The sequence below is a fragment of the Pseudomonas sp. GW822-FHT06B12 genome, from assembly GCF_058799675.1.
Genome location: NZ_JBXALR010000007.1, coordinates 245605 through 266024, shown reverse-complemented (window position 1 = coordinate 266024; position 20420 = coordinate 245605). Strand labels below are relative to the sequence as shown.

Sequence of the window (20420 nt, the reverse complement as noted above, 5' to 3'; positions counted from 1 at the left end):
TTGAGGTATTCCCACGCAGAGCGTGGGAACAATCGGTCTGTAGATCAGTGTTGTATCAGCTTTCTGCGAACTTCGGTCGCCGCTGCCTGATCCAGTTCCAGCCAGTAATGCTGCGTGCCGGCGATTTCGGCGGCGGCCGGCAGGCCATCGCGGTACACCAGTCGGTTGCCGGCGAGGGCGGGGACTTTGTGCCCCGGCAGCAGGGTGCCGGCGAGGTTCAGTGGGTCGACGCCGCAGACGCCGATCAGGCTGCCGTCATGCGGGCGGCGGCGTACTTCGCGCAGTAACGGGATCGCTTCGGGCAAGGCGAATTGTTCGCCCGCCAGACCGCTGACAAAGCGCCCGCCACGAATCTCTCCACGAGCTTCCAGTCGATGAAAAGTGCGCAGCAATTCACGCCAGTTCGGCAGCCAGTCGGCCTCGCGTTCCAGCAAACGCCAAAACACTACGCCATAGCGCCGGAGCAAGGTTCGGGCGATGTGTTCGAGAGTGTCGTTCGCCGTGCCGCGGTTATCCACAACCGCTGGCGTCGATTGACGTCGCAGTAAAGCCCAGCGTCCGGCATCGTCCATTCCACCGACAAACGCCCCGCGTCCACGTCGGCTGCTGCGCGCCTGGCGTTTGCTGGCGGGCGTAATCAACGCACGCAGGCCGGCGAAGCTGTCGGCGTTGACCAGTCCGGCGCCGACCAGTTCCTGCAAGGCGATCTCCAGTTCACTGCGCAGCAGATGGGCTTCGTGCAGTAATTCATCGAAAAACAGAGCGCCATGTTGGCTCAGCGCTTGATGGGCTTTCTGGGTTTTGGGTGACAATTCGCTGACGTCCGGTAGCTCGGTCAGACTGCTCCAGAGCGCCACCTGCGCCCGTGGCAGCAACACAATCGGTGTGCTGCGCAGCGCCACGCCAGCGGCCTTGTTGCGGGCGGTCAGCCGGGTCCAGACCAGTTTGCCGCTGCGGCACAGTTCATCCAGCCACGTCGATGAATAGCCCTTGAGCCGCGCCGGCAGAAGATCGCTGTCCCAGGCCGACGCGGCGGCCGGGTAGCCTTCGAACTGACTGACAATCGCCGGTAATACCGCATTGCCCTGGCCTTGCGTTGCCGACGACAGATGCTGCCAGTCAAACAGAAAACGCATGAAATCCTGCAACGTCACGGGCTCGATTTCCCGCCGCAGGCGTTTGACCGTGTAGCGATGAATACGCGCCAGCAAGTGCCGTTCGCACCATTCTTCTTGCGTGTCGGCAGGGCTGAAACGCCCACGCATTACGTAACCTTCGCGCTCCAGATGCGCCAGGGCTTGCGTGACGTGAGTCGTCGAAAGTCCCAGTGGTTGAGCAATCGCCTGAGTCGGCAGAGGACCAAATGCACCGAGACGCGCGCGGATCAGTTCAACCAGCGCCTCTTCGACGTCCCAGGTTTCATCGAACCCCGCCAAGGCCTGCAACGGTGGCTGTAACGCAGCGTGTGGATAGATCGCTTGCAGGCAGGTCAGCCGTTCCAGCGCCAGCCATAACGCTTGATTCGCGTTGATCTGCAAACGGCTGGCGCGACCCCCATCCGCCAGGGCTTGCAGCCAACCCGACCACTGCGGATTGGCCTGCGCTTCGGCGTCGCTGATGGCGGCGAGGCTCATCAACGCTTCATGCATTTCATCGACGTTGGCGGGCTGCGGCCAGGCCTCTTCGCGCACCGATTGAATGGCCTCGGCATCCAGGGCACCGAGGTCATCGGTCGATTGCGGGTCGCTCCAGCGCCGGTTGAGCACCGCTTGGGTACGGCGTTCTTCCAGCGGCGCGTCGTCGAGAAAAGTGTAAGGCCGGGCGCTGAGGATTTCCGCCGCCAGCGGCGAGGGCGCCGGCAAGTCGCGGCTGATCAAGCGCACCTCACCGCGCTCCATGCGCCGCAACAGCGCCAGCCAGCCATCGCAGTCCATGGCTTCGTGGAGGCAATCGTCGAGGGTTTGCTCGACCAACGGGTGATCGGGAATTTCGCGCTCGCCGGCGAGGTTTTCCAGGCAGGCGATCTGGTCGGGAAACACGCTGGCGATCAGGTCCTCGCTTTTCATCCGCTGGATCTGCGGCGGCACTTTGCGTCCGCCGCTGTAACGCGGCAGTGCCAGTGCAAGACCGGCATTCCAACGCCAACGCACGCCAAATAACGGCGCGTCGAGCACGGCCTGAATCAGGATCTGTTCGGCGCTGTTGCTGTGCAGATAACGCCAGACTTCATCCAGCTCGAAACTGTGGCTGGTGGACAGCGACAAGACGATCGCGTCTTCGCTGGCGGCGGCCTGCAATTCGAAGTTGAAGGTGCGGCAAAAACGCTTGCGCAGGGCCAGGCCCCAGGCGCGGTTGATGCGGCTGCCGAACGGGGTGTGGATGATCAGTTGAGTGCCGCCGGACTCATCGAAAAACCGCTCCATCAGCAGCGTGTCCTGAGACGGCAGTGCGCCGAGCGCTAGGCGGGCGCGGGCGAGGTAGTCCACCAGTTGCTCGGCGCTGGCAAGGTTCAGACCGAGGGTCTCGGTCAGCCAGTCGATGCTCGGCTGTACATCGCCGGGCGTGGCGCTCAGCAGCTCATCGAGGTGCGCGTGCAGGCGGGCTACAGCGAGCGACAATTCGGCACTGCGCCCCGGTGCTTCGCCGAGCCAGAAGGGGATGGTCGGCGGCTGGCCTTGAGCGTCTTCGACGCGGATCTTGCCGGTTTCGACCCGCAGGATCCGGTAAGAAGTGTTGCCCAATTGAAAGACATCGCCAGCGATGCTCTCCACCGCGAAGTCTTCGTTGACGCTGCCGATGTTCAACCCTTGCGGCTCCAGCAATACGGCGTAATCGGCGTTGTCGGGAATCGTCCCGCCGCTGGTCACCGCCGTCAGCTTGGCGCCGCGTCGGCCGCGCAAGGTACGCGTGACCGCGTCACGGTGCAGGTAAGCGCTGCGGATTCCCTGGCGGCCGTTGTAGCCTTCGGCGAGCATTTGCAGCAGCGCTTGATAGTGTGTGTCGTCGAGCTCGGTATAGGGCGATGCGCGGCGCAACATGTCGAGCAGTGCTTGCTCCTGCCATTCCTGGCAACTGACCTCGGCGATGATCTGCTGCGCCAGCACGTCCAGCGGCGCTTGCGGGATCAGCAAGGTGTCGAGTTCGCCCCGGCGCACGCAGTCGAGCAGGGCGGCGCATTCGATCAGGTCGTCGCGGGTGGTGGCGAACAGGCGGCCCTTGGGTGTGCCGCCGACCTGATGCCCGGAGCGTCCGACCCGTTGCAGAAACCCGGCAATCGAGCGCGGCGAGGCGATCTGGCAGACCAGGTCGACGTCGCCGATGTCGATGCCCAGCTCCAGCGACGCGGTGGCGATCAATACTTGCAGGTCGCCACGCTTGAGCCGCTGTTCGGCATCGAGGCGAAACTCCTTGGCCAAGCTGCCGTGGTGGGCGGCGACTGCGTCTTTGCCCAGGCGCTCGCTGAGATGGCGGCTTAGTCGCTCGGCCAAACGTCGGGTGTTGACGAAAATCAGCGTGGTCCGGTGTTCGCGCGCCAGTGCGGCGATACGGTCGTAAACCAGCTCCCAGACATCGTTGGCCATCACCGCCGACAACGGCACCGGCGGCACTTCGATGCCCAGGTCCCGTGGACGGGCATGGCCGATATCGACGATCTCGCACGGGCGGTCGGTGCCCACCAGAAAGCGCGAAACCGCTTCGATGGGTTTCTGCGTGGCGGACAGGCCGATGCGCATCAGCGGCTCGCCGCCCGTCTTACTTGAGGTCAGCGCCTGCAAGCGCTCCAGGCTCAGGGCCAGATGGCTGCCGCGTTTGCTGCCGGCGATGGCGTGGATTTCGTCGACAATCACCGTGCGGGTGCTGGCGAGCATGCGCCGGCCAGAGTCGGAGCCGAGCAGCACGTACAGCGATTCCGGGGTGGTGACCAGTATGTGCGGCGCGCTTTTGCGCATTGCCAAACGGTCCTTTTGCGGCGTATCGCCAGTGCGCACGGCGGTGTTGATCTGTAATTCGGGGAAGCCCAGTCGCTGCAGTTGCTCGGTGATTCCCGCCAGCGGATTTTGCAGGTTGATCTGTATGTCGTTGGACAGCGCCTTGAGGGGCGAGACGTAGACCACCAGGGTTTCGTCGGGTAACTCGCCACCTTGGGCCAGGCCTTGATGGACCAGATCATCGATCACCGCGAGAAACGCCGTGAGGGTTTTGCCAGAGCCGGTAGGCGCGGCGACCAGCGTCGAGCGACGCTGGCGAATCAACGGCCACGCGCCGGCTTGAGCGGCGGTGACCGCCGGGAAGGTGCTGTTGAACCAGGCGCTGACGGCAGGGTGAAAGCCGCTCAGGGCGTTGTCCGCGGATTCGGGGAGATTCATGGGGTAATTTATGCGGCTGGGGGGCTGAAGATGCAAGTACCGCTCAAGATCTTCCGCGGTCCTTAGTACGCCATCGCGAGCAAGCTCGCTCCCACAGGGGATGTGTCTGGATCACAAAATCCCGGCCCACCGCAGACCCCATGTGGGAGCGAGCTTGCTCGCGATGGGGCCAGTAGCAGCACCCTGTGTCCAGGGTATCTACACTTTACGGGTGACGGTTGCGCTTTAAACCCGCAAAATGCAACGATTCTGGCAATTCTCAACGGCAAAGCCTGCGGGCTCTGTCGATAAAATCATCGTTCCAAACAGACTGGGCCTGCTGACTCTATGCGAATGCGCCTTATGTTACTGGGTGGCGGAAATGCCCTTGGGCAGGCGCTGATTCGCCTCGGTGCGGAGGAAGACATCGGTTTCCTCGCCCCCCGTCCACCGCAAGACGGCTGGGACGCCGCGAGCCTGACGCAACTGCTCGACGACACGCGTCCGGACGCGCTGATCAATCTCGCCTACTACTTCGACTGGTTTCAGGCGGAGAGCGTGGCCGAAGCGCGCCTCGCTGCACAGGAGCGGGCGGTCGAGCGGCTGGCCGAACTGTGCCAGCATCACAATATTGTCCTGGTGCAACCTTCCAGCTATCGGGTGTTCGATGGCTCGCGGGCGACCGCCTATAGCGAAAAAGACGAACCCGTACCGCTGGGCCTGCGTGGTCAGGCCTTGTGGCGTATAGAGCAAAGCGTGCGCGCGACTTGCCCGCAACACGTGATGCTGCGTTTTGGCTGGTTGCTCGATGACAGCGTCGACGGCACGCTCGGGCGTTTTCTTGCGCGCGCCGAACTGCCTGAAGAACTGTTGATGGCCGACGACCGGCGCGGCAACCCGACGCCGGTGGACGATGCCGCGCGGGTGATCATTTCGGTGCTCAAGCAACTCGATTGCGCAGCGCCGCTGTGGGGCACTTACCACTACGCCGGGCATGAGGCGACCACACCGCTGGCGCTGGGGCAGGCGATCCTCACGGAAGCGCGCACTCTGCACCCGCTGGCCATCGAAGCTCCGACCGCGCAGGCCCATGCCGCGCGTCCGGATGCCGCCGAAGAACCGCAGCACGCGGTACTGGCCTGCAAGAAAATTCTGCACACTTTCGGGATCAAGCCGCGCGCCTGGCGCGCAGCGCTCCCGGGCTTACTGGATAGGTTTTATCGTCATGGCTGATGGCCCTGTTTTGATCACCGGCGGTGCCGGTTTCATTGGTTCGCATCTTGCTGACGCCTTGCTCGCCAAGGGGCACTCGGTACGGATCCTCGATGACCTGTCCACCGGTAAACGCAGCAACCTGCCGCTGGACAATCCTCGGATCGAGCTGATCGAGGGCGACGTTGCTGATGCCACGCTAGTGGCCCAGGTGATGATCGGTTGCAGCGCCGTGGCGCATTTGGCCGCCGTGGCTTCGGTGCAGGCATCGGTGGACGATCCGGTGCGCACGCATCAGAGCAATTTTATCGGCACCTTGAACGTCTGCGAAGCGATGCGTCAGGCTGGGGTCAAGCGTGTGCTGTTCGCTTCAAGCGCAGCGGTCTACGGCAATAACGGTGAAGGTCAGTCGATCGACGAAGACACCACCAAGGCGCCGCTCACGCCGTACGCTTCGGACAAGCTGGCGGGCGAATATTACTTCGATTTCTACCGTCGTCAGCACGGTCTGGAACCAGCGATTTTCCGTTTCTTCAACATCTTCGGTCCGCGTCAGGATCCGTCATCGCCGTACTCCGGGGTGATCAGCATTTTCAGCGAGCGTGCGCAGAAAGGCCTGCCGATCACCGTATTCGGTGACGGCGAACAGACCCGCGATTTCGTTTACGTCGAAGACCTGGTCGACCTGCTGGTGCAAGCCATCGAAGTGCCGGCGCTTGAAGTGGGCGCGGTCAATGTCGGCTGGAATCAGGCGACGACCCTCAAGCAAATGCTCCAGGCTTTGGGCGAGGTGGTGGGTGAGTTGCCACCGATTACCTACGGCCCGGCGCGCTCCGGTGATATCCGCCATTCGCGGGCGAATAACCAGCGTCTGTTGCAGCGCTTCACCTTTCCCGAGCAGACACCGATGAGCGTCGGACTGGCGCGGCTGTTGGGGCGCTGAGTTTTTCGCAGCCATGAAAACCTGGCTAAACCCATGTGGGAGCGAGCTTGCTCGCGATGGCGGTGTGTCAGTCAACATCGATGTTGAATGTCACTCCGTCATCGCGAGCAAGCTCGCTCCCACAGGTTCTGGTATCGGCCTCAAGAGGGCCACTCAGGTTTAGAACTTGTAACCCAGACCCACCATGTACACGAACGGGTCCACATCCACGTTGACCCTGGCCCGAGTGCCCGGCGCCACGGCGTCGTTTTCCACGGTTGCACGGGTGTTGATGTCGATGTAGCGCATCTGGGCGTTGAGCATGATGTTGTCGGTGATCATGTAGTCGGCACCGACCTGGAACGCCATACCCCAGGAATTTTTCGCCTTGAAGTTGCTGAAGCCGTTGGCTTGCGCTTCGTTACTGAGCTTTTCGTCGTAGATCCAGGTGTAGTTGATGCCGGCGCCCACATACGGCTGGAATGCGGACTTGTTGTTCAGCGGGTAGTAAACCACGCTCAGAGTCGGCGGCAGGTGTTTGAGGGTGCCGAGCTTGCCGTTGGCCGCGCCCAAGGAGGTACCTTTGAGGTTCACGTCATGCTCGAACGGTGAGGCGGCGAGCAGCTCGATGCCGATATTGTTGCTGAGCATGTATGCGAAGTTCAGGCCCAACTGCGTGTTGCTGTTCATGGTGGCCTTGCCACCCAGGTTGGTGCCGGCCAATGGGCCTTGATCGACCTTGACGCTGGAGCTGTCGGCTTTCGGGTTGACGGTGATCGCACCGGCCCGAACGATAATGTCACCGGCTTCATGGGCCTGGGCGAACGGGGCTGCAAGCGCGAATGCAATGAGGGAAGCGCTAAGCAATGACTTGTGCATGGGGGCTCCAAAGGACGATTCAAATTCTCTATGTCCAATGGTACGAAGCGTCAGGAACGCGGCTTTTGACTCAGCTCAATGAAAGTGGGATGGGGCTCGTCTTTGCGTAACCTTCGAGGGCCTCATCGCGAGCACGCTCGCTCCCACATTTAATCTGCGGTGTGTATGTGATTTGTGTATCAACACAAATCCACTGTGGGAGCGAGCCTGCTCGCGATGGCTATCTTGCAGGCGACGAATAACTGGCGGTTTCACTCCGGCAATTCGTACACGTAGATCTTGTCCGCATCCATCTGATACCCGGCATCCGCCAATTCACTGGTCGACGCTTTGACCTGCAATGCACCTTCGATCCAGTACGGCTGATACAGCTCGTCGAGCTTCACCCCAACCGCGCTTTTGACGTGGACGATCTGGTTCGACGGCGGTGGTGGCACGTGGATGCACGCGCCGAAATACGGCACCAGCAGAAAATCGGTGGTGCGACCTTCCTCGCTGACTTCCAGCGGCACGATGTAACCCGGCAGGCGAATATTCTTGCCGTCGAGGCTCTTCACCACCGGCGCATTGGGCATGTCTTGCTTGGCCGCCGGAGCAGATTCGGCGGACAGCGCGCTGCTCATCTGCGACAGGTCGTGCAGCGGTTTCATGTTCGGCACTTCTGCCGGAGCGTCCGGCGGGATCATCTCCGCCCAGGTCAGGTCTTTCGGCGCGGCCGCCCACAGGGGCAGGGCGACCAGCATCAACAGCGCAGGCAGAGCGCGGAGCATCTTCAATGTCCTCATAAACGGATCGACAGACCATCGGCCAACGATTGGCGATAGGCGCGCCAGGCCGGCACGCTGCCCATCAGCAGCGCGGCGATCAGGATGCCACCGAGCAGCGTCCATTCATACTCGCTTGGCCAGGCCAGCGGCAGGTACAAGCCGTAGGTCGATTGCACGTACCCCTGGGCCGCGGCGATGCAGACATACAGCAGCGCCACGCCCGCAATCACCCCGGACAGCGCCAACGCAAAGGCTTCCAGCACCAGCAGCGTCGCGATGTGCCACGGCCTTGCGCCGACCGAACGCAGGATCGCCATCTCGCGGCGGCGTTCGTTGAGGCTGGTGAGAATCGCCGTGAGCATGCCGATCAACCCCGTCAGCACGACGAACAGCGAGACCACGAACAAGGCTTTTTCAGCGGTGCCCATCAGGCTCCAGAGTTCCTGCAAGGCCACGCCCGGCAGGATCGCCAGCATCGGCTCGCCACGGAATTCATTGATCTCGCGTTGCACGGCGAAGGTTGAAATCTTGTTGTTGAGACCGAGCATGAACGCGGTGATGGCTTGCGGCGTGAGGTCCATGTTGCGCGCCTGATCGGCACTGATGCGACCGCTGCCCTGAGCCGGCACACCGTTGTGCCAGTCGATGTGAATCGCTTCCATACCGCCGAGGCTGATGTGCAACGTACGGTCGACCGGGGTGCCGGTGCGTTTCAGGATGCCGACCACGGTGAACGGTTTGTCGTCGTGCTTGACCAGGCTGATCACCGCTACGCCGTGAGCCAGCACCAGTTTGTCGCCGAGTTTGTAATGCAGTGCATCGGCCACTTCAGCGCCGAGAACCACTTCGAACGGATCCGTGGCAAACGCCCGGCCGCTGGCCAGTTGCAGGCTTTGCTGATGGCCGTACTGGTAATGCTGGAAGTAGGCGTCGGTGGTGCCCATGACCCGATAACCGCGATGAGAATCGCCGAGGGAAATCGGGATCGCCCATTTCACTTTCGGGTTGTTGGCGAAGTGCTCGAAGCTGTCCCAACGGATATTGTTGGTGGCGTTGCCGATGCGAAACACCGAGTACAGCAGCAGGTTCACCGAGCCTGAGCGCGCACCGACGATCAGGTCGGTGCCGCTGATAGTGCTGGCGAAACTGCTCTTGGCTTCGGTGCGCACGCGCTCCACCGCCAGCAACAGGCAGACTGACAGGGCGATGGCGAACGCGGTGAGGATCGCGGTGAAACGGCGGTTAGCCAGGCTGGCCATGGCTAGACGAAACAAATACATTTCAGACCTCGAGCGGCGTGGCGGCGCGATTGAGTTCGGCCAGCGACAGGTGACGATCGAACAGCGGCGCCAGGCTCTGGTCGTGACTGACGAACAGCAGGCTGGAACCGGCTTCGCGGCACTCGGCGAACAGCAAACGGATAAACGCCTCACGGGCGTCGTAGTCGAGCGCTGAAGTCGGTTCGTCGGCGATCACCAACTCTGGCTGACCGATCAGCGCGCGGGCGGCGGCGACCCGCTGCTGTTGGCCGATGGACAGCGAGTCGGCGCGGCGGCCCAGCATGTTTTCATCCGTGAGCCCCAGGTGCGCGAGTAAGGTCGCGGCGGCTTGATCGACACTGCCGTGGCGCTGAATCGCGCGGCTGGCGCGCAGTTTGGAGAAGTGACACGGCAGTTCGACGTTCTCGCGAACCGAGAGAAACGGCAGCAGGTTGAACTGCTGGAAAATGTAGCCGGTGTGGTCGACCCGAAAGCGATCGCGGGCGCCGGCCGAGAGCTCGGTCAACTCCTGGCCGAGCAGCCGAATGCTCCCGCGATTGGGTTTCTGCACACCACCGAGCAGGCCGAGCAGGGTGGTCTTGCCACTGCCGCTGGGGCCTTTGAGAAACAGCGTTTCACCGGGTTCCAGGCGAAACGCCGGGATATCCAGTAATGGCGGATGACCGGGCCAGTTGAAGCCCAGGTCTGACAGTTCGATGAGTGCTTGGGTCATGTGAAACCGGTCAGGTTGATGGTGAACCCTGTGGGAGCGAGCTTGCTCGCGATAGCGGTCTTACAATCACATCAATGTTGAATGTGCTGGCCTCATCGCGAGCAAGCTCGCTCCCACATTTGATTTGGGTTGGGTCAAAATTTCAGCGCAGGCGCCTTCGAGGTCACTTCAACCCCTTGCTGGCCGCTTGGGCTGATGAGTTGTACCTGAATTTTCTGAGTGGCGGGGAAGGTTGTGAACACCTGCGACAAATCCAGGGTTTTCAACGCGCCAGGGGCGGCGCAGGTGAATTGGTAGTGCGCGTGGATTTCACTGTGATCGTGATGATGCTCTTCGGCGGCGGCGCCTTTCCCGTCGGTGGCATGGTCGTCATCGTCGTCGTGATCATCGGCGTCCGGTTTGTCACCAAACAGCGGGCTGTTCAGTTCTTGCTGGCTGACTACGCAGTTGGCCGCTTTTGGCAGGCTGAACAGCACCAGCGGTTTCTCCAGCTGCGCACGGGCGGCGGCAACTTTGGCCTTGTCTGCATCGCTGCTGGCAACGTGTTCAAAGCCCACCAGATTCATTGCCGGGCTTTCCAGTTCCAACTCCAGCGTCTGACCATCGAGCGCCGCGTTCAAACGCCCGACGCCGTGTTCGTGGGCGCCCAGGCTGCCGTGTTCATGCTCGTGATCATGAACTTCCGCGGCTTGAGCGATAGCCAGCGGCAACAGGGCAAACGGCAGAGCGAGAAGCAGACGGCGCATTGGAGAGTCTCCGGGGAGGAACATGAAAAGTTTGTTATGTAATCTTATAACAAGAGTGGTGAGAGTTTGACTGTCCGCTTGGTGTTGCGCAAGACGCGTGGGAGCATGTTCGTCATAAACCTGAGGAAACCCCAATGTTGCGCATTCGTGGAAGTATCGGCGACTGGCCGGTGGATTTGACCCTGGAACTGGATGATGGGGATTGGGCGCGGCTCGGCGCGCAGTTGCAGGTAAGCAAAGCAGAACACAGTGCGGCAGTGGCCGATCCGCTGGTCAAACCGGTGAATCAGGATGAAATGCTGTGGCAGCTGGCCAAGGATCTGCTGCGCCAGTCGGGGCAACTGACAGGGCCGGATTTGCTGGAGCGGCTGGAGGGTTTGACCGGCAACACTGTCGCCGGCAAACGCTTGCTGGTGCGCTTGCGTCACAGCGCCGAGGTCAAGGTCGTGAGCGGCGGGGATACGCCGCTCTACAGCTGGCGCGAGCCAGCTACGGGTTAATACAACGCAGCAAACAGCTTACGGCGATAAACGGTCACCAACGGGTGATCGTTGCCCAGCAGTTCGAACACTTGCAGCAGGGTCTTGTGCGGCAACCCTTCGCTGTAACTGCGATTGCGGATGAACAGCTTGAGCAGGGAGTCCAGCGCCGGCTCGTACTGCTGGCGGGCCAGTTGCTGGATCGCCAGTTGATAGACCGCTTCATCGTCCTGCGGGTTTTGCGCCAGGCGCGATTTCAGGTCGGCGACATCCGGCAAGTCAGCGGCTTGACCGAGAAACTTGATCTGCGCCTTGGCGCCCGCCAGTGCCGCTTTGTGCTCATCGCTTTTCACCGCATCGAGCACGATCTGGGCTTCACCCAGTTCGCCGCGTTCGGTCAGGCAGCGGGCATAGAGGATCAGCGCGCGAGCGTTGGTGTTGTCCTCACCCAGCAGCACTTTCAGCGTGGCCTCGGCGTCAGCGAATCGGCCTTCGTCGAATAGCGCCTGAGCCTGCTCGAACGGGTCGGCAGCGGCCGGCGGTGGCATCTGCACATGCGGCTCAAGCAGTGCGCGGACGGCAGACTCAGGCTGTGCACCGGCAAAACCGTCCACCGGCTGACCGTCCTTGAACAGCACCACGGTCGGCAGGCTGCGAATGCCGAAGCGCGAAACGATGTCCGGCTCAGCGTCACAGTTGACCTTGGCCAGCAGCAGTTCGCCCTGATAGCTTTCGGCGATGGTTTGCAGCATCGGCATCAGCGCCTTGCACGGTGCGCACCATTCAGCCCAGAAATCCACCAGCACCGGCTTGTGGAACGAATTCTCGATCACCGACTGGTCGAAATCGGCAGTAGTGGCGTCGAAGATATACGGCGTGTCTTGACTCATGGGGCATCTCGAAGAAACGTGAATGGGGCAACTATAAGGCTTGGTGGGGGGCGGCAGTAAGTCCTCAGGTGTCTGATAAGCCGTCATCGCGAGCAAGCTCGCTCCCACAGTGGTTTTGTGTCGAGCACAGATTTTGTGGCGGGCATTGATCCCTGTGGGAGCGAGCTTGCTCGCGATGCTTTTCAGCCGCGCTGTGCGTGGTACAGGCTCACATGCCGAAACTCTTCCGGTTCGGCCAGGTCCGGCAGTGTCATCGCCTCAAGCATTTCCAACCGCAGATACAACGGATGACGGAAATCCCGAACTCGCGAATCGGCCACCAACGCTTCGCGGCCACGGCTGAGAAACTCATCGAGAAGCGGCAGGTTGGCCCGGTCGTACAACACGTCGGCCACCAGAATCAGATCAAAGCGATCGGCTTCGGCAAAAAAGTCCGTTGAGTAGCTGAGTTCGACGTCATTGAGTTCGGCATTCGCCCGGCAGGCCGCAATTGCCAATGGATCGAGATCACAGGCCACCACTTCCAGCGCCCCGGCCTTGACCGCCGCAATCCCCGCCACCCCGGAACCGGCGCCGAAGTCCAGCACTCGCTTGCCGGCAACCCACTGCGGATGCTCCGCCAGGTAACGCGCCATCGCCAGGCCGCTGGCCCAGCAAAAGCTCCAGTACGGCGGCTCGTGCAGGATGCGCCGGGTTTCTTCCGGGCTGAAGGCACGGTCCATGTTGTCGCCATCGATCAGCCAGAGTTTCAGTGCGGTCTCGGGCAGCGGGCAGGGCACAAGCTGTGCGTCGCCGAGCAGTTCACTTAACGCCTGTTGCAGGTCGAGCGGTGCATTCATGGCGCTTTGAGGAACTGCAACTGGCCCAGGGCCTGGGTCTTCGGCTCAAAGATGCGTTGCGCCGGCAGGTGCAGGATCAACTGCCCGGACTGGCTGGCGCGACCCCGCAGTTCGACGCGTGCACCGACCGGGAACGAGTCGGGATTGAACCGCAGATGGAACGGCAGAATCTTGTTGTTGCCGATCAGGTTGGCGCTGGCGAGCAACTGTTGCGGCCGCGAGCGTTCGTCGATCACCAGCAGCGCCAATTCAACCTCGGCGCCGGCCGGTACGCCCTGCAAGGTGCCGCTCAATTCCCGTTGATATGCCGGCAGCGGGCCGAGGGTGGCCGAGGCCTGGGCTTTCTTCTGAGCCATCTCGGGCGCAGGGCCTGGGGTCGGTGCCGCCGGTTTGGGATGACTGCTACACGCGACCAACAGGCCGACGAGACTGAGTAAAACAAGCGGTCGTAGCGGCATTTGCGGCTCCAGCAAAGTGAAATCCATGGATCAGGCAGTGTAGCCCGTCTGTATACCGTAAACCCTATGGCTTGTCTTGCCAGTGGGATGCGCTACCATGGCCCTCCCTTTTTTTGTTGCCTGCCACCATGCACTGTCCCTTCTGCGGTGCCAACGACACCAAGGTCATCGACTCGCGTCTGGTCGCCGAGGGCGAACAGGTGCGCCGTCGGCGCGAATGCCTGGCCTGCGGCGAACGTTTCACCACGTTCGAAACCGCCGAACTGGTGTTGCCGCGCCTGATCAAAACCGACGGCAGCCGTCAGCCGTTCGACGAAGAAAAACTTCGCGCCGGCATGCAGCGTGCGCTGGAGAAGCGCCCGGTGAGCGTCGAGCGCCTGGAGTCGTCGCTGGTACACATCAAACACAAACTGCGCGCCACCGGCGAGCGCGAGGTCAAATCCCTCGTGGTCGGTGAACTGGTGATGGCCGAGCTGCAAAAGCTCGATGAAGTCGCCTACATTCGTTTCGCTTCGGTGTATCGCCGCTTCCAGGACCTCAACGAGTTCCGCGAAGAGATCGATCGCCTGGCCCGTGAGCCGGTAAAAGAATGAGCCTCTCCCCGGAACAACAGGTCCTCGACGCCCATTACATGGCGCGTGCGCTGGAACTGGCGCGCAAAGGTCACTACACCACCCATCCCAACCCTCGGGTGGGCTGCGTGATTGTGCGTGACGGGCAGATTGTCGGCGAAGGCTGGCATGTGCGTACCGGCGAACCGCATGCGGAAGTCCACGCCCTGCGCGCCGCCGGTGAAAACGCCCGGGGCGCCACCGCCTACGTGACCCTCGAACCGTGCAGCCATCATGGCCGCACGCCGCCGTGCGCCGATGCGCTGGTGAATGCCGGCCTGGCGCGAGTGGTTGCGGCGATGCAGGACCCGAACCCGGAGGTTGCCGGCCGCGGTCTGCAGCGTCTGGAACAGGCGGGCATCGAGACCCGTAGCGGTGTGCTCGAAGGCGAGGCGCGCAAGCTCAATGAAGGTTTTCTCAAGCGCATGGAGCAGGGCTTGCCGTTCGTGCGGGTGAAGTTGGCGATGAGCCTCGACGGTCGTACCGCCATGGCCAGCGGCGAAAGCCAATGGATCACCGGTCCCGCCGCCCGCTCTGCGGTGCAGCGTCTGCGGGCTCAGGCCAGCGTCGTGTTGACCGGTGCCGACACGGTGCTGGCCGATGATGCGCGCTTGACCGTGCGTGCCGACGAGTTGGGTCTGGATGCCGAGCAAACTGCGCTCGCCATGAGCCGCCCGCCGCTTCGCGTGCTGATCGACGGCCGCCTGCGCGTGCCGCTCGATGCGCCGTTTTTCAAGGCTGGCCCGGCGCTGGTCGCCACCTGTGTCGCGGTGGAAGAACAATACGCCAACGGCCCTGAATGCCTGATCGTGCCGGGCGATGATGGCCAGGTCGACCTGCGCAAGCTGCTGCTCGAACTCGCCGCCCGGGGCGTCAACGAAGTGCTGGTGGAAGCCGGCCCGCGTCTGGCTGGAGCGTTTGCCCAGCAAGGGTTGGTGGACGAATTCCAGATCTTCATCGCGGGCAAGTTCCTCGGCTCCACGGCGCGACCATTGCTGGACTGGCCACTCGCACAAATGAAGGATGCGCCGGAGCTGAAAATCACAGAAATTCGCGCGGTGGGCGATGACTGGCGAGTCATTGCCATCCCCATGCCATCGGCGAGCGTATAATTCTCGGCCATTGCTACAGCACTGGCCCAGTTCTCGAGGAGGACTCCATGTTTACCGGCATCATCGAATCCATCGGCAGCATCCGTGCATTGACCCCCAAAGGTGGCGATGTGCGGGTCCACGTAGAAACCGGCAAGCTCGACCTGAGCGACGTCAAACTCGGCGACAGCATCGCGGTCAACGGCGTCTGCCTGACGGCGGTTGAACTGCCGGGCAATGGCTTTGCGGCGGACGTCAGTCGCGAAACCCTCGACTGCACCGCCATGAATGACCTCAAAAGCGGCAGCCCGGTCAATCTGGAAAAAGCCTTGACCCCGACCACCCGCCTTGGTGGGCATTTGGTCAGCGGTCATGTCGACGGTGTCGGCGAAGTGGTTGCCCGGACCGAAAATGCCCGTGCCGTGGAATTCCGCATTCGTGCGCCGAAAGACCTGGCCAAGTACATCGCCCATAAAGGCTCGATCACCGTCGACGGCACCAGTCTGACGGTGAACGCGGTCGATGGCGCCGAGTTCTTGCTGACGATCATTCCGCACACCCTGAGCGAAACCATCATGGCCTCTTACCAGCCAGGTCGCCGGGTGAACCTCGAGGTGGACTTGCTGGCCCGTTACCTGGAGCGTCTGTTGCTGGGTGACAAGGCCGCAGAATCCTCGAAGGGCAACATTACCGAAAGCTTTCTGGCCGAGAACGGCTACCTCAATTCCTGAAACTCAATTTTTGAAAGAAGGGGGGTGCCGCGTGGCGCTCAATAGCATCGAAGAACTGGTTGAAGACATCCGCCAAGGCAAGATGGTCATCCTCATGGATGACGAAGACCGCGAGAACGAAGGCGACCTGATCATGGCCGCCGAGTGCTGCCAGCCTGAACACATCAACTTCATGGCCAAGCACGCCCGTGGCCTGATCTGCATGCCGATGAGCCGCGAGCGCTGCGAGCTGCTCAAGCTGCCCTTGATGGCGCCGCGTAACGGCTCCGGTTTCGGCACCAAGTTCACCGTGTCCATCGAAGCCGCCGTCGGTGTCACCACCGGTATTTCCGCGGCCGACCGTGCGCGCACCGTGCAAGCGGCTGCAGCCAAAGACGCCAAGGCCGAAGACATCGTCAGCCCTGGCCACATCTTCCCGCTGATGGCCCAGGCCGGCGGCACCCTGGCCCGCGCCGGCCACACCGAAGCCGCTTGCGACCTGGCGCGCATGGCCGGTTTCGAGCCGAGCGGGGTGATCTGCGAAGTGATGAACGACGACGGCACCATGTCCCGTCGCGCCGAGCTGGAAACTTTCGCCGCTGAACACAACATCAAGATCGGCACCATCGCCGACCTGATTCACTACCGGATGATCCACGAACGTACCGTTCAGCGGATTGCCGAGCAGCCGCTGGACAGCGAACTGGGCCAGTTCAATCTGGTGACCTATCGTGATTCGGTGGAAGGTGACGTGCACATGGCGCTGACCCTGGGCACCATTTGCGCCGAAGAACCGACTCTGGTTCGCGTGCACAACATGGACCCGCTGCGCGACCTGCTGATGGTCAAACAGCCCGGCCGCTGGAGCCTGCGCGCCGCCATGGCTGCGGTTGCCGAGGCAGGCAGCGGTGTGGTGCTGTTGCTCGGTCACCCGCTCGATGGTGACGTGTTGCTGGCGCATATCCGCGAAACAGCCGACCACGCGCAGCCGAAAAAACCGACCACCTACAGCATTGTCGGTGCCGGTTCGCAGATCCTGCGTGACCTCGGCGTACGCAAAATGCGCCTGATGAGTGCGCCAATGAAATTTAATGCGATATCCGGTTTCGATCTGGAAGTTGTAGAATACGTGCCCTCCAAATAAAGGCCGGTGTTTTTCACCCCTTTGTTTGCGGTTCAAATATCACTGAGGGACGCGTACTGAACGCGTCCCGGCTCTTTAAGAGATTTGTCGAATGACCCTGAAGACCATCGAAGGTACCTTCATCGCCCCCAAAGGCCGCTACGCTTTGGTTGTTGGCCGTTTCAACAGCTTCGTTGTCGAAAGCCTGGTAAGCGGTGCTGTTGATGCCCTGGTTCGCCATGGCGTGAGCGAAAGCGACATCACCATCATCCGTGCCCCTGGCGCCTTCGAAATCCCGCTGGTTGCGCAGAAAGTCGCTCAGAAAGGCGAGTTCGCGGCAATCATCGCGCTGGGCGCGGTCATTCGTGGCGGTACTCCGCACTTCGAATACGTGGCTGGCGAGTGCACCAAAGGTCTGGCCCAGGTGTCCATGGAGTTCGGCGTTCCAGTCGCTTTCGGCGTACTGACTGTCGACTCGATCGAGCAAGCCATCGAACGTTCCGGCACCAAGGCCGGCAACAAAGGTGCTGAAGCTGCCTTGTCCGCTCTGGAAATGGTCAGCCTGCTGGCGCAGTTGGAGGCCAAGTGATTAGCGACGAAAGCGATCGTTTCAACCCGCGCGATCCGAAACCTGCGGACGCTGGCAAGCCATCCAAGAGCGTCAAGCGTCGCGAAGCCCGTCAGCTCGCGACTCAGGCTCTGTACCAATGGCACATGGCCAAAACTTCGCTGAACGAGATTGAAGCGCAGTTCCGGGTCGATAACGATTTCAGCGATGTCGATGCCGCCTACTTCCACGACATCCTGCACGGTGTGCCGGCGCACAAGACCGAGATCGACTCTGCGCTCGCCCCGTGCCTGGACATCACCATTGATGAGCTCGATCCGGTTGAATTGGCGGTTCTGCGCCTGTCGACCTGGGAACTGATCAAACGCGTCGACGTTCCGTACCGTGTGGTGATCAACGAAGGTATCGAGCTGGCGAAAGTCTACGGTTCCACCGACGGTCACAAGTTCGTCAACGGTGTGCTCGACAAACTGGCCCCGCGCCTGCGTGAAGCTGAAGTGAAGGCGTTCAAGCGCTGAATTGCGCTTGAACAGCTGCCAATGGGCGAGTTTGAGCTGATCCGCAATTACTTCGCCGCCGCGCCTTGTGCGCAGGGCGGTGAAGGCGTTGCCTTGGGCATCGGCGACGACTGCGCCTTGCTCGCTGTTCCCGCAGGGGAGCAGCTGGCGATTTCCACCGACACGCTCGTGGCCGGTGTGCATTTCGCAGACCCTTGCGACCCGTTCCTGCTCGGTCAGCGTTCGCTGGCTGTCGCGGTCAGCGACCTGGCTGCCATGGGCGCCACCCCGATTGCCTTTACCCTTGCCCTGACCCTGCCGACGGTAACCGCCGATTGGCTGGACGCCTTCGCCCGTGGTTTGAACGCGATGGCACAAAACTGCGGTGTACGGCTGGTGGGTGGCGACACTACACGCGGCCCGCTGAGCCTGACCATGACCGTGTTCGGCCGCGTCCCGGCGGGCCTTGCCCTGACACGCAGCGGTGCGCAACCCGGTGACCTGGTGTGTGTGGGCGGTGAATTGGGCAATGCGGCTGGCGCGCTGTCGTTGGTGCTGGGTGAGCGCGTCGCGCCAGCCGATGTTGCCGGGCCGTTGTTGGCGCATTATTGGTCACCGCAGCCGCAGCTTGATCTGGGGATGGCGTTGCGTGGCAAGGCCACCTCGGCACTGGATATCTCCGATGGTTTGCTCGCCGATTGCGGGCATATCGCCAAGGCTTCAGCTGTCGGCTTGCTGATCGAAAGCGAAAAACTGCCACTGTCCACGGCACTGGTGAGCTTTCTCGGTGAGAATGCGGCCCGCATGGCGGCCTTGAGTGGTGGCGATGACTACGTGCTGGCCTTCACTTTGCCGCCCGCGCAATTGCCGGCATTGCTCGCCGACGGTTGGCCGATCCATGTTATCGGCCAGGTCGTGGCCGGGCAGGGCGTGACGCTGCTGGACGCGAACGGGCAGGACATCACCCCGCAAACCCGGGGCTATCAACATTTTCGGGAGACACCGTGACAGATCAGTCCAAACAGGACCCGGCAGCACGCGTGCAGCCATCGGTCTGGAGCAATCCCTGGCATTTCCTGGCCTTCGGTTTCGGCTCGGGCACCTTGCCCAAAGCGCCGGGCACCTGGGGCTCGCTGGTTGCGCTACCCTTTATCCCGTTATGGCAGATGTTGCCGGACTGGGGTTACTGGCTGATGCTCGGCATCACCCTGCTGTTCGGCTTCTGGCTGTGCGGCAAGGTCGCCGACGATCTGCGGGTACACGACCACGAAGGTATCGTCTGGGACGAAATGGTCGGGATGTGGATCACCCTGTGGCTGGTACCGGCGGGTTGGTACTGGTTGTTGGCGGGATTCCTGTTGTTCCGCTTCTTCGACATTCTCAAGCCATGGCCGATTCGCTGGATCGACCGGCATGTGCATGGCGGTGTCGGGATCATGCTCGATGACGTGCTCGCCGGGGTGTTTGCCTGGTTGGTGCTGCAGGGACTGGTCCGGTATTTCGCCTGATGGGCAGATTGAGAGGCTAAGGGATGGTGGGGCGCTGGTTGTGGGTTCTGGTTTTTGCTGTGTTCTGTTCGGTCGCCCGTGCGGCGGATGTGCCGACGACACCGGCGGTGATTCATCTGGCCAGCGAGGACTGGGATGACTACACCGCCGCCGATGGTCATGGGCTGGCCTGGGACATTTTGCGCGCAGTGTTCGAGCCGGCCGGGGTGAAACTGGATATTCGCACCGTGCCTTACACCCGTTCGGTGGGGCTGGTGCAGCGTCGTGAAGTGGATGCGTTGGTCGGTTCCTATGCCAACGAGGTCGATCAGGTGCTGTACCCCCACTGGAATTTCGATACCGATCATATTTATGCCCTGGGCCTTGCGAGCGACCCGGAGCCAACGCTGACGACGTTGGGCAAGTATCGACTGGTCTGGGTCCGTGGCTACCGCTACGAGAGTTACCTGCCGAACATTCACCGCTATAACCAGATCGAGCGCCGCACCGGGATCCTGCCGATGCTCAAGCAGGCTCGGGCGGATTTCTACATCGACGCGCTGACGGAAATCAATGAGGTGCTCGCAGAAGCCGAGGATCCGTCCCAGTACCGGCGAACTCACTTGACCGAACTGCCGCTGTTCCTCGGTTTCGCCGATACACCTCAGGCCCGCGCCTTGATGGCGTTGTACGACAAACGCATGGAGTTGCTGGTGAAAAGCGGCCAGTTGAAACCGATTTTCGAGCATTGGAAACAACCTTATCCCTTTGATGAGAACGTCAGGCCGGCAGGGCAGTGATCG

At 61.8% G+C, this 20420-nt stretch carries 21 protein-coding genes; 12 read left to right on the top strand and 9 right to left on the bottom strand.

Annotated features, from left to right (window positions below; translation table 11 throughout):
- Positions 1-44: 44 nt before the first annotated feature.
- A complete protein-coding gene (locus tag AC1RKH_RS18065; protein WP_493063517.1) occupies positions 45-4367 on the bottom strand; it encodes a DEAD/DEAH box helicase in 4323 nt (1440 codons plus the stop codon).
- A gap of 327 nt (positions 4368-4694) precedes the next feature.
- Here AC1RKH_RS18065 and AC1RKH_RS18060 point away from each other — a divergent pair, with 327 nt between their 5' ends.
- Both AC1RKH_RS18060 and AC1RKH_RS18055 read left to right on the top strand, forming a co-directional pair.
- Entirely contained in the window at positions 4695-5579 is an 885-nt protein-coding gene (locus tag AC1RKH_RS18060; protein ID WP_493063518.1) for a sugar nucleotide-binding protein, read from the top strand.
- Positions 5572-6501, top strand: a complete 930-nt coding sequence (locus tag AC1RKH_RS18055; protein WP_493063519.1) for an NAD-dependent epimerase/dehydratase family protein — start codon at positions 5572-5574, stop codon at positions 6499-6501. The genes AC1RKH_RS18060 and AC1RKH_RS18055 overlap by 8 nt, the downstream gene beginning before the upstream one ends.
- 159 nt (positions 6502-6660) lie before the next feature.
- Here the strand turns inward: AC1RKH_RS18055 and AC1RKH_RS18050 are convergent, their stop codons facing one another.
- The 5 genes from AC1RKH_RS18050 to AC1RKH_RS18030 form a co-directional block, all read right to left on the bottom strand.
- On the bottom strand, positions 6661-7359 hold the full coding sequence (locus tag AC1RKH_RS18050) for an OmpW/AlkL family protein (protein WP_493063520.1): 699 nt from the start codon (positions 7357-7359) through the stop codon (positions 6661-6663).
- 251 nt (positions 7360-7610) lie between these two features.
- The gene (locus AC1RKH_RS18045) at positions 7611-8129 is read right to left on the bottom strand and encodes a DUF3299 domain-containing protein (RefSeq protein WP_401119739.1); all 519 of its coding nucleotides are present in this window, start codon (positions 8127-8129) and stop codon (positions 7611-7613) included.
- Positions 8130-8140: 11 nt separating this feature from the next.
- Positions 8141-9406 (bottom strand): ABC transporter permease, encoded by a 1266-nt coding sequence (locus tag AC1RKH_RS18040; RefSeq protein WP_493063521.1) that lies wholly within the window; start codon positions 9404-9406, stop codon positions 8141-8143.
- A 1-nt stretch (position 9407) separates the two neighbouring features.
- Positions 9408-10118, bottom strand: a complete 711-nt coding sequence (locus tag AC1RKH_RS18035) for an ABC transporter ATP-binding protein (protein WP_493063522.1) — start codon at positions 10116-10118, stop codon at positions 9408-9410.
- 134 nt (positions 10119-10252) lie between these two features.
- On the bottom strand, positions 10253-10864 hold the full coding sequence (locus tag AC1RKH_RS18030; protein WP_123423453.1) for a DUF2796 domain-containing protein: 612 nt from the start codon (positions 10862-10864) through the stop codon (positions 10253-10255).
- 134 nt (positions 10865-10998) lie between these two features.
- Between AC1RKH_RS18030 and AC1RKH_RS18025 the strand changes: the two genes are divergently transcribed.
- Positions 10999-11364 carry a hypothetical protein gene (locus AC1RKH_RS18025; protein ID WP_493063523.1) on the top strand — a complete coding sequence of 122 codons (366 nt, stop codon included), beginning with the start codon at positions 10999-11001 and terminating at the stop codon, positions 11362-11364.
- Here the strand turns inward: AC1RKH_RS18025 and trxA are convergent.
- From trxA to AC1RKH_RS18010, 3 genes are all read right to left on the bottom strand, one after another.
- Positions 11361-12233, bottom strand: coding sequence for a thioredoxin (gene trxA, locus AC1RKH_RS18020; protein WP_123423455.1), 873 nt, complete (start codon positions 12231-12233; stop codon positions 11361-11363). The genes AC1RKH_RS18025 and trxA overlap by 4 nt on opposite strands.
- Positions 12234-12415: 182 nt before the next feature.
- On the bottom strand, positions 12416-13072 hold the full coding sequence (locus tag AC1RKH_RS18015; RefSeq protein ID WP_493063524.1) for a class I SAM-dependent methyltransferase: 657 nt from the start codon (positions 13070-13072) through the stop codon (positions 12416-12418).
- The gene (locus tag AC1RKH_RS18010) at positions 13069-13530 is read right to left on the bottom strand and encodes a hypothetical protein (protein ID WP_493063525.1); all 462 of its coding nucleotides are present in this window, start codon (positions 13528-13530) and stop codon (positions 13069-13071) included. Before AC1RKH_RS18010 ends, AC1RKH_RS18015 begins: the two co-directional genes overlap by 4 nt.
- A 128-nt stretch (positions 13531-13658) precedes the next feature.
- Between AC1RKH_RS18010 and nrdR the strand changes: the two genes are divergently transcribed.
- The 9 genes from nrdR (at position 13659) to AC1RKH_RS17965 (ending at position 20417) form a co-directional block, all read left to right on the top strand.
- The gene (nrdR, locus tag AC1RKH_RS18005) at positions 13659-14123 is read left to right on the top strand and encodes a transcriptional regulator NrdR (RefSeq protein WP_003228656.1); all 465 of its coding nucleotides are present in this window, start codon (positions 13659-13661) and stop codon (positions 14121-14123) included.
- A complete protein-coding gene (gene ribD, locus AC1RKH_RS18000; RefSeq protein WP_493063526.1) occupies positions 14120-15253 on the top strand; it encodes a bifunctional diaminohydroxyphosphoribosylaminopyrimidine deaminase/5-amino-6-(5-phosphoribosylamino)uracil reductase RibD in 1134 nt (377 codons plus the stop codon). Before nrdR ends, ribD begins: the two co-directional genes overlap by 4 nt.
- Positions 15254-15300: 47 nt before the next feature.
- On the top strand, positions 15301-15963 hold the full coding sequence (locus AC1RKH_RS17995) for a riboflavin synthase (protein ID WP_054594247.1): 663 nt from the start codon (positions 15301-15303) through the stop codon (positions 15961-15963).
- A gap of 31 nt (positions 15964-15994) precedes the next feature.
- Positions 15995-17086: a bifunctional 3,4-dihydroxy-2-butanone-4-phosphate synthase/GTP cyclohydrolase II gene (gene ribBA / locus AC1RKH_RS17990; protein ID WP_123423460.1), complete on the top strand. Its 1092-nt coding sequence runs from the start codon at positions 15995-15997 to the stop codon at positions 17084-17086.
- Positions 17087-17177: 91 nt separating this feature from the next.
- Positions 17178-17654 carry a 6,7-dimethyl-8-ribityllumazine synthase gene (gene ribH / locus AC1RKH_RS17985; RefSeq protein WP_003228649.1) on the top strand — a complete coding sequence of 159 codons (477 nt, stop codon included), beginning with the start codon at positions 17178-17180 and terminating at the stop codon, positions 17652-17654.
- Complete coding sequence (gene nusB / locus AC1RKH_RS17980) at positions 17651-18151, top strand: transcription antitermination factor NusB (RefSeq protein ID WP_123423461.1); 501 nt, start codon at positions 17651-17653, stop codon at positions 18149-18151. The genes ribH and nusB overlap by 4 nt, the downstream gene beginning before the upstream one ends.
- Before the next feature lie 21 nt (positions 18152-18172).
- Positions 18173-19138 carry a thiamine-phosphate kinase gene (gene thiL, locus AC1RKH_RS17975; RefSeq protein ID WP_493063527.1) on the top strand — a complete coding sequence of 322 codons (966 nt, stop codon included), beginning with the start codon at positions 18173-18175 and terminating at the stop codon, positions 19136-19138.
- Positions 19135-19638 (top strand): phosphatidylglycerophosphatase A family protein, encoded by a 504-nt coding sequence (locus tag AC1RKH_RS17970; protein ID WP_493063528.1) that lies wholly within the window; start codon positions 19135-19137, stop codon positions 19636-19638. The genes thiL and AC1RKH_RS17970 overlap by 4 nt, the downstream gene beginning before the upstream one ends.
- Positions 19639-19661: 23 nt before the next feature.
- The gene (locus AC1RKH_RS17965; protein ID WP_493063529.1) at positions 19662-20417 is read left to right on the top strand and encodes a substrate-binding periplasmic protein; all 756 of its coding nucleotides are present in this window, start codon (positions 19662-19664) and stop codon (positions 20415-20417) included.
- Positions 20418-20420: the final 3 nt, after the last annotated feature.

Bases quoted from the DNA above. Each gene is read 5' to 3' on its own strand.
- AC1RKH_RS18025 (WP_493063523.1), top strand. From the start codon at position 10,999: ATGTTGCGCATTCGTGGAAGTATCGGCGACTGGCCGGTGGATTTGACC.
- AC1RKH_RS18060 (WP_493063518.1), top strand. From the start codon at position 4,695: ATGCGAATGCGCCTTATGTTACTGGGTGGCGGAAATGCCCTTGGGCAG.
- AC1RKH_RS18010 (WP_493063525.1), bottom strand. From the start codon at position 13,530: ATGCCGCTACGACCGCTTGTTTTACTCAGTCTCGTCGGCCTGTTGGTC.
- AC1RKH_RS17995 (WP_054594247.1), top strand. From the start codon at position 15,301: ATGTTTACCGGCATCATCGAATCCATCGGCAGCATCCGTGCATTGACC.
- AC1RKH_RS18065 (WP_493063517.1), bottom strand. From the start codon at position 4,367: ATGAATCTCCCCGAATCCGCGGACAACGCCCTGAGCGGCTTTCACCCT.
- trxA (WP_123423455.1), bottom strand. From the start codon at position 12,233: ATGAGTCAAGACACGCCGTATATCTTCGACGCCACTACTGCCGATTTC.
- AC1RKH_RS18045 (WP_401119739.1), bottom strand. From the start codon at position 8,129: ATGCTCCGCGCTCTGCCTGCGCTGTTGATGCTGGTCGCCCTGCCCCTG.
- thiL (WP_493063527.1), top strand. From the start codon at position 18,173: ATGGGCGAGTTTGAGCTGATCCGCAATTACTTCGCCGCCGCGCCTTGT.
- AC1RKH_RS18015 (WP_493063524.1), bottom strand. From the start codon at position 13,072: ATGAATGCACCGCTCGACCTGCAACAGGCGTTAAGTGAACTGCTCGGC.
- nrdR (WP_003228656.1), top strand. From the start codon at position 13,659: ATGCACTGTCCCTTCTGCGGTGCCAACGACACCAAGGTCATCGACTCG.
- AC1RKH_RS18050 (WP_493063520.1), bottom strand. From the start codon at position 7,359: ATGCACAAGTCATTGCTTAGCGCTTCCCTCATTGCATTCGCGCTTGCA.
- AC1RKH_RS18030 (WP_123423453.1), bottom strand. From the start codon at position 10,864: ATGCGCCGTCTGCTTCTCGCTCTGCCGTTTGCCCTGTTGCCGCTGGCT.
- AC1RKH_RS18055 (WP_493063519.1), top strand. From the start codon at position 5,572: ATGGCTGATGGCCCTGTTTTGATCACCGGCGGTGCCGGTTTCATTGGT.
- AC1RKH_RS18035 (WP_493063522.1), bottom strand. From the start codon at position 10,118: ATGACCCAAGCACTCATCGAACTGTCAGACCTGGGCTTCAACTGGCCC.
- ribD (WP_493063526.1), top strand. From the start codon at position 14,120: ATGAGCCTCTCCCCGGAACAACAGGTCCTCGACGCCCATTACATGGCG.
- AC1RKH_RS17965 (WP_493063529.1), top strand. From the start codon at position 19,662: ATGGTGGGGCGCTGGTTGTGGGTTCTGGTTTTTGCTGTGTTCTGTTCG.
- AC1RKH_RS18040 (WP_493063521.1), bottom strand. From the start codon at position 9,406: ATGTATTTGTTTCGTCTAGCCATGGCCAGCCTGGCTAACCGCCGTTTC.
- ribH (WP_003228649.1), top strand. From the start codon at position 17,178: ATGACCCTGAAGACCATCGAAGGTACCTTCATCGCCCCCAAAGGCCGC.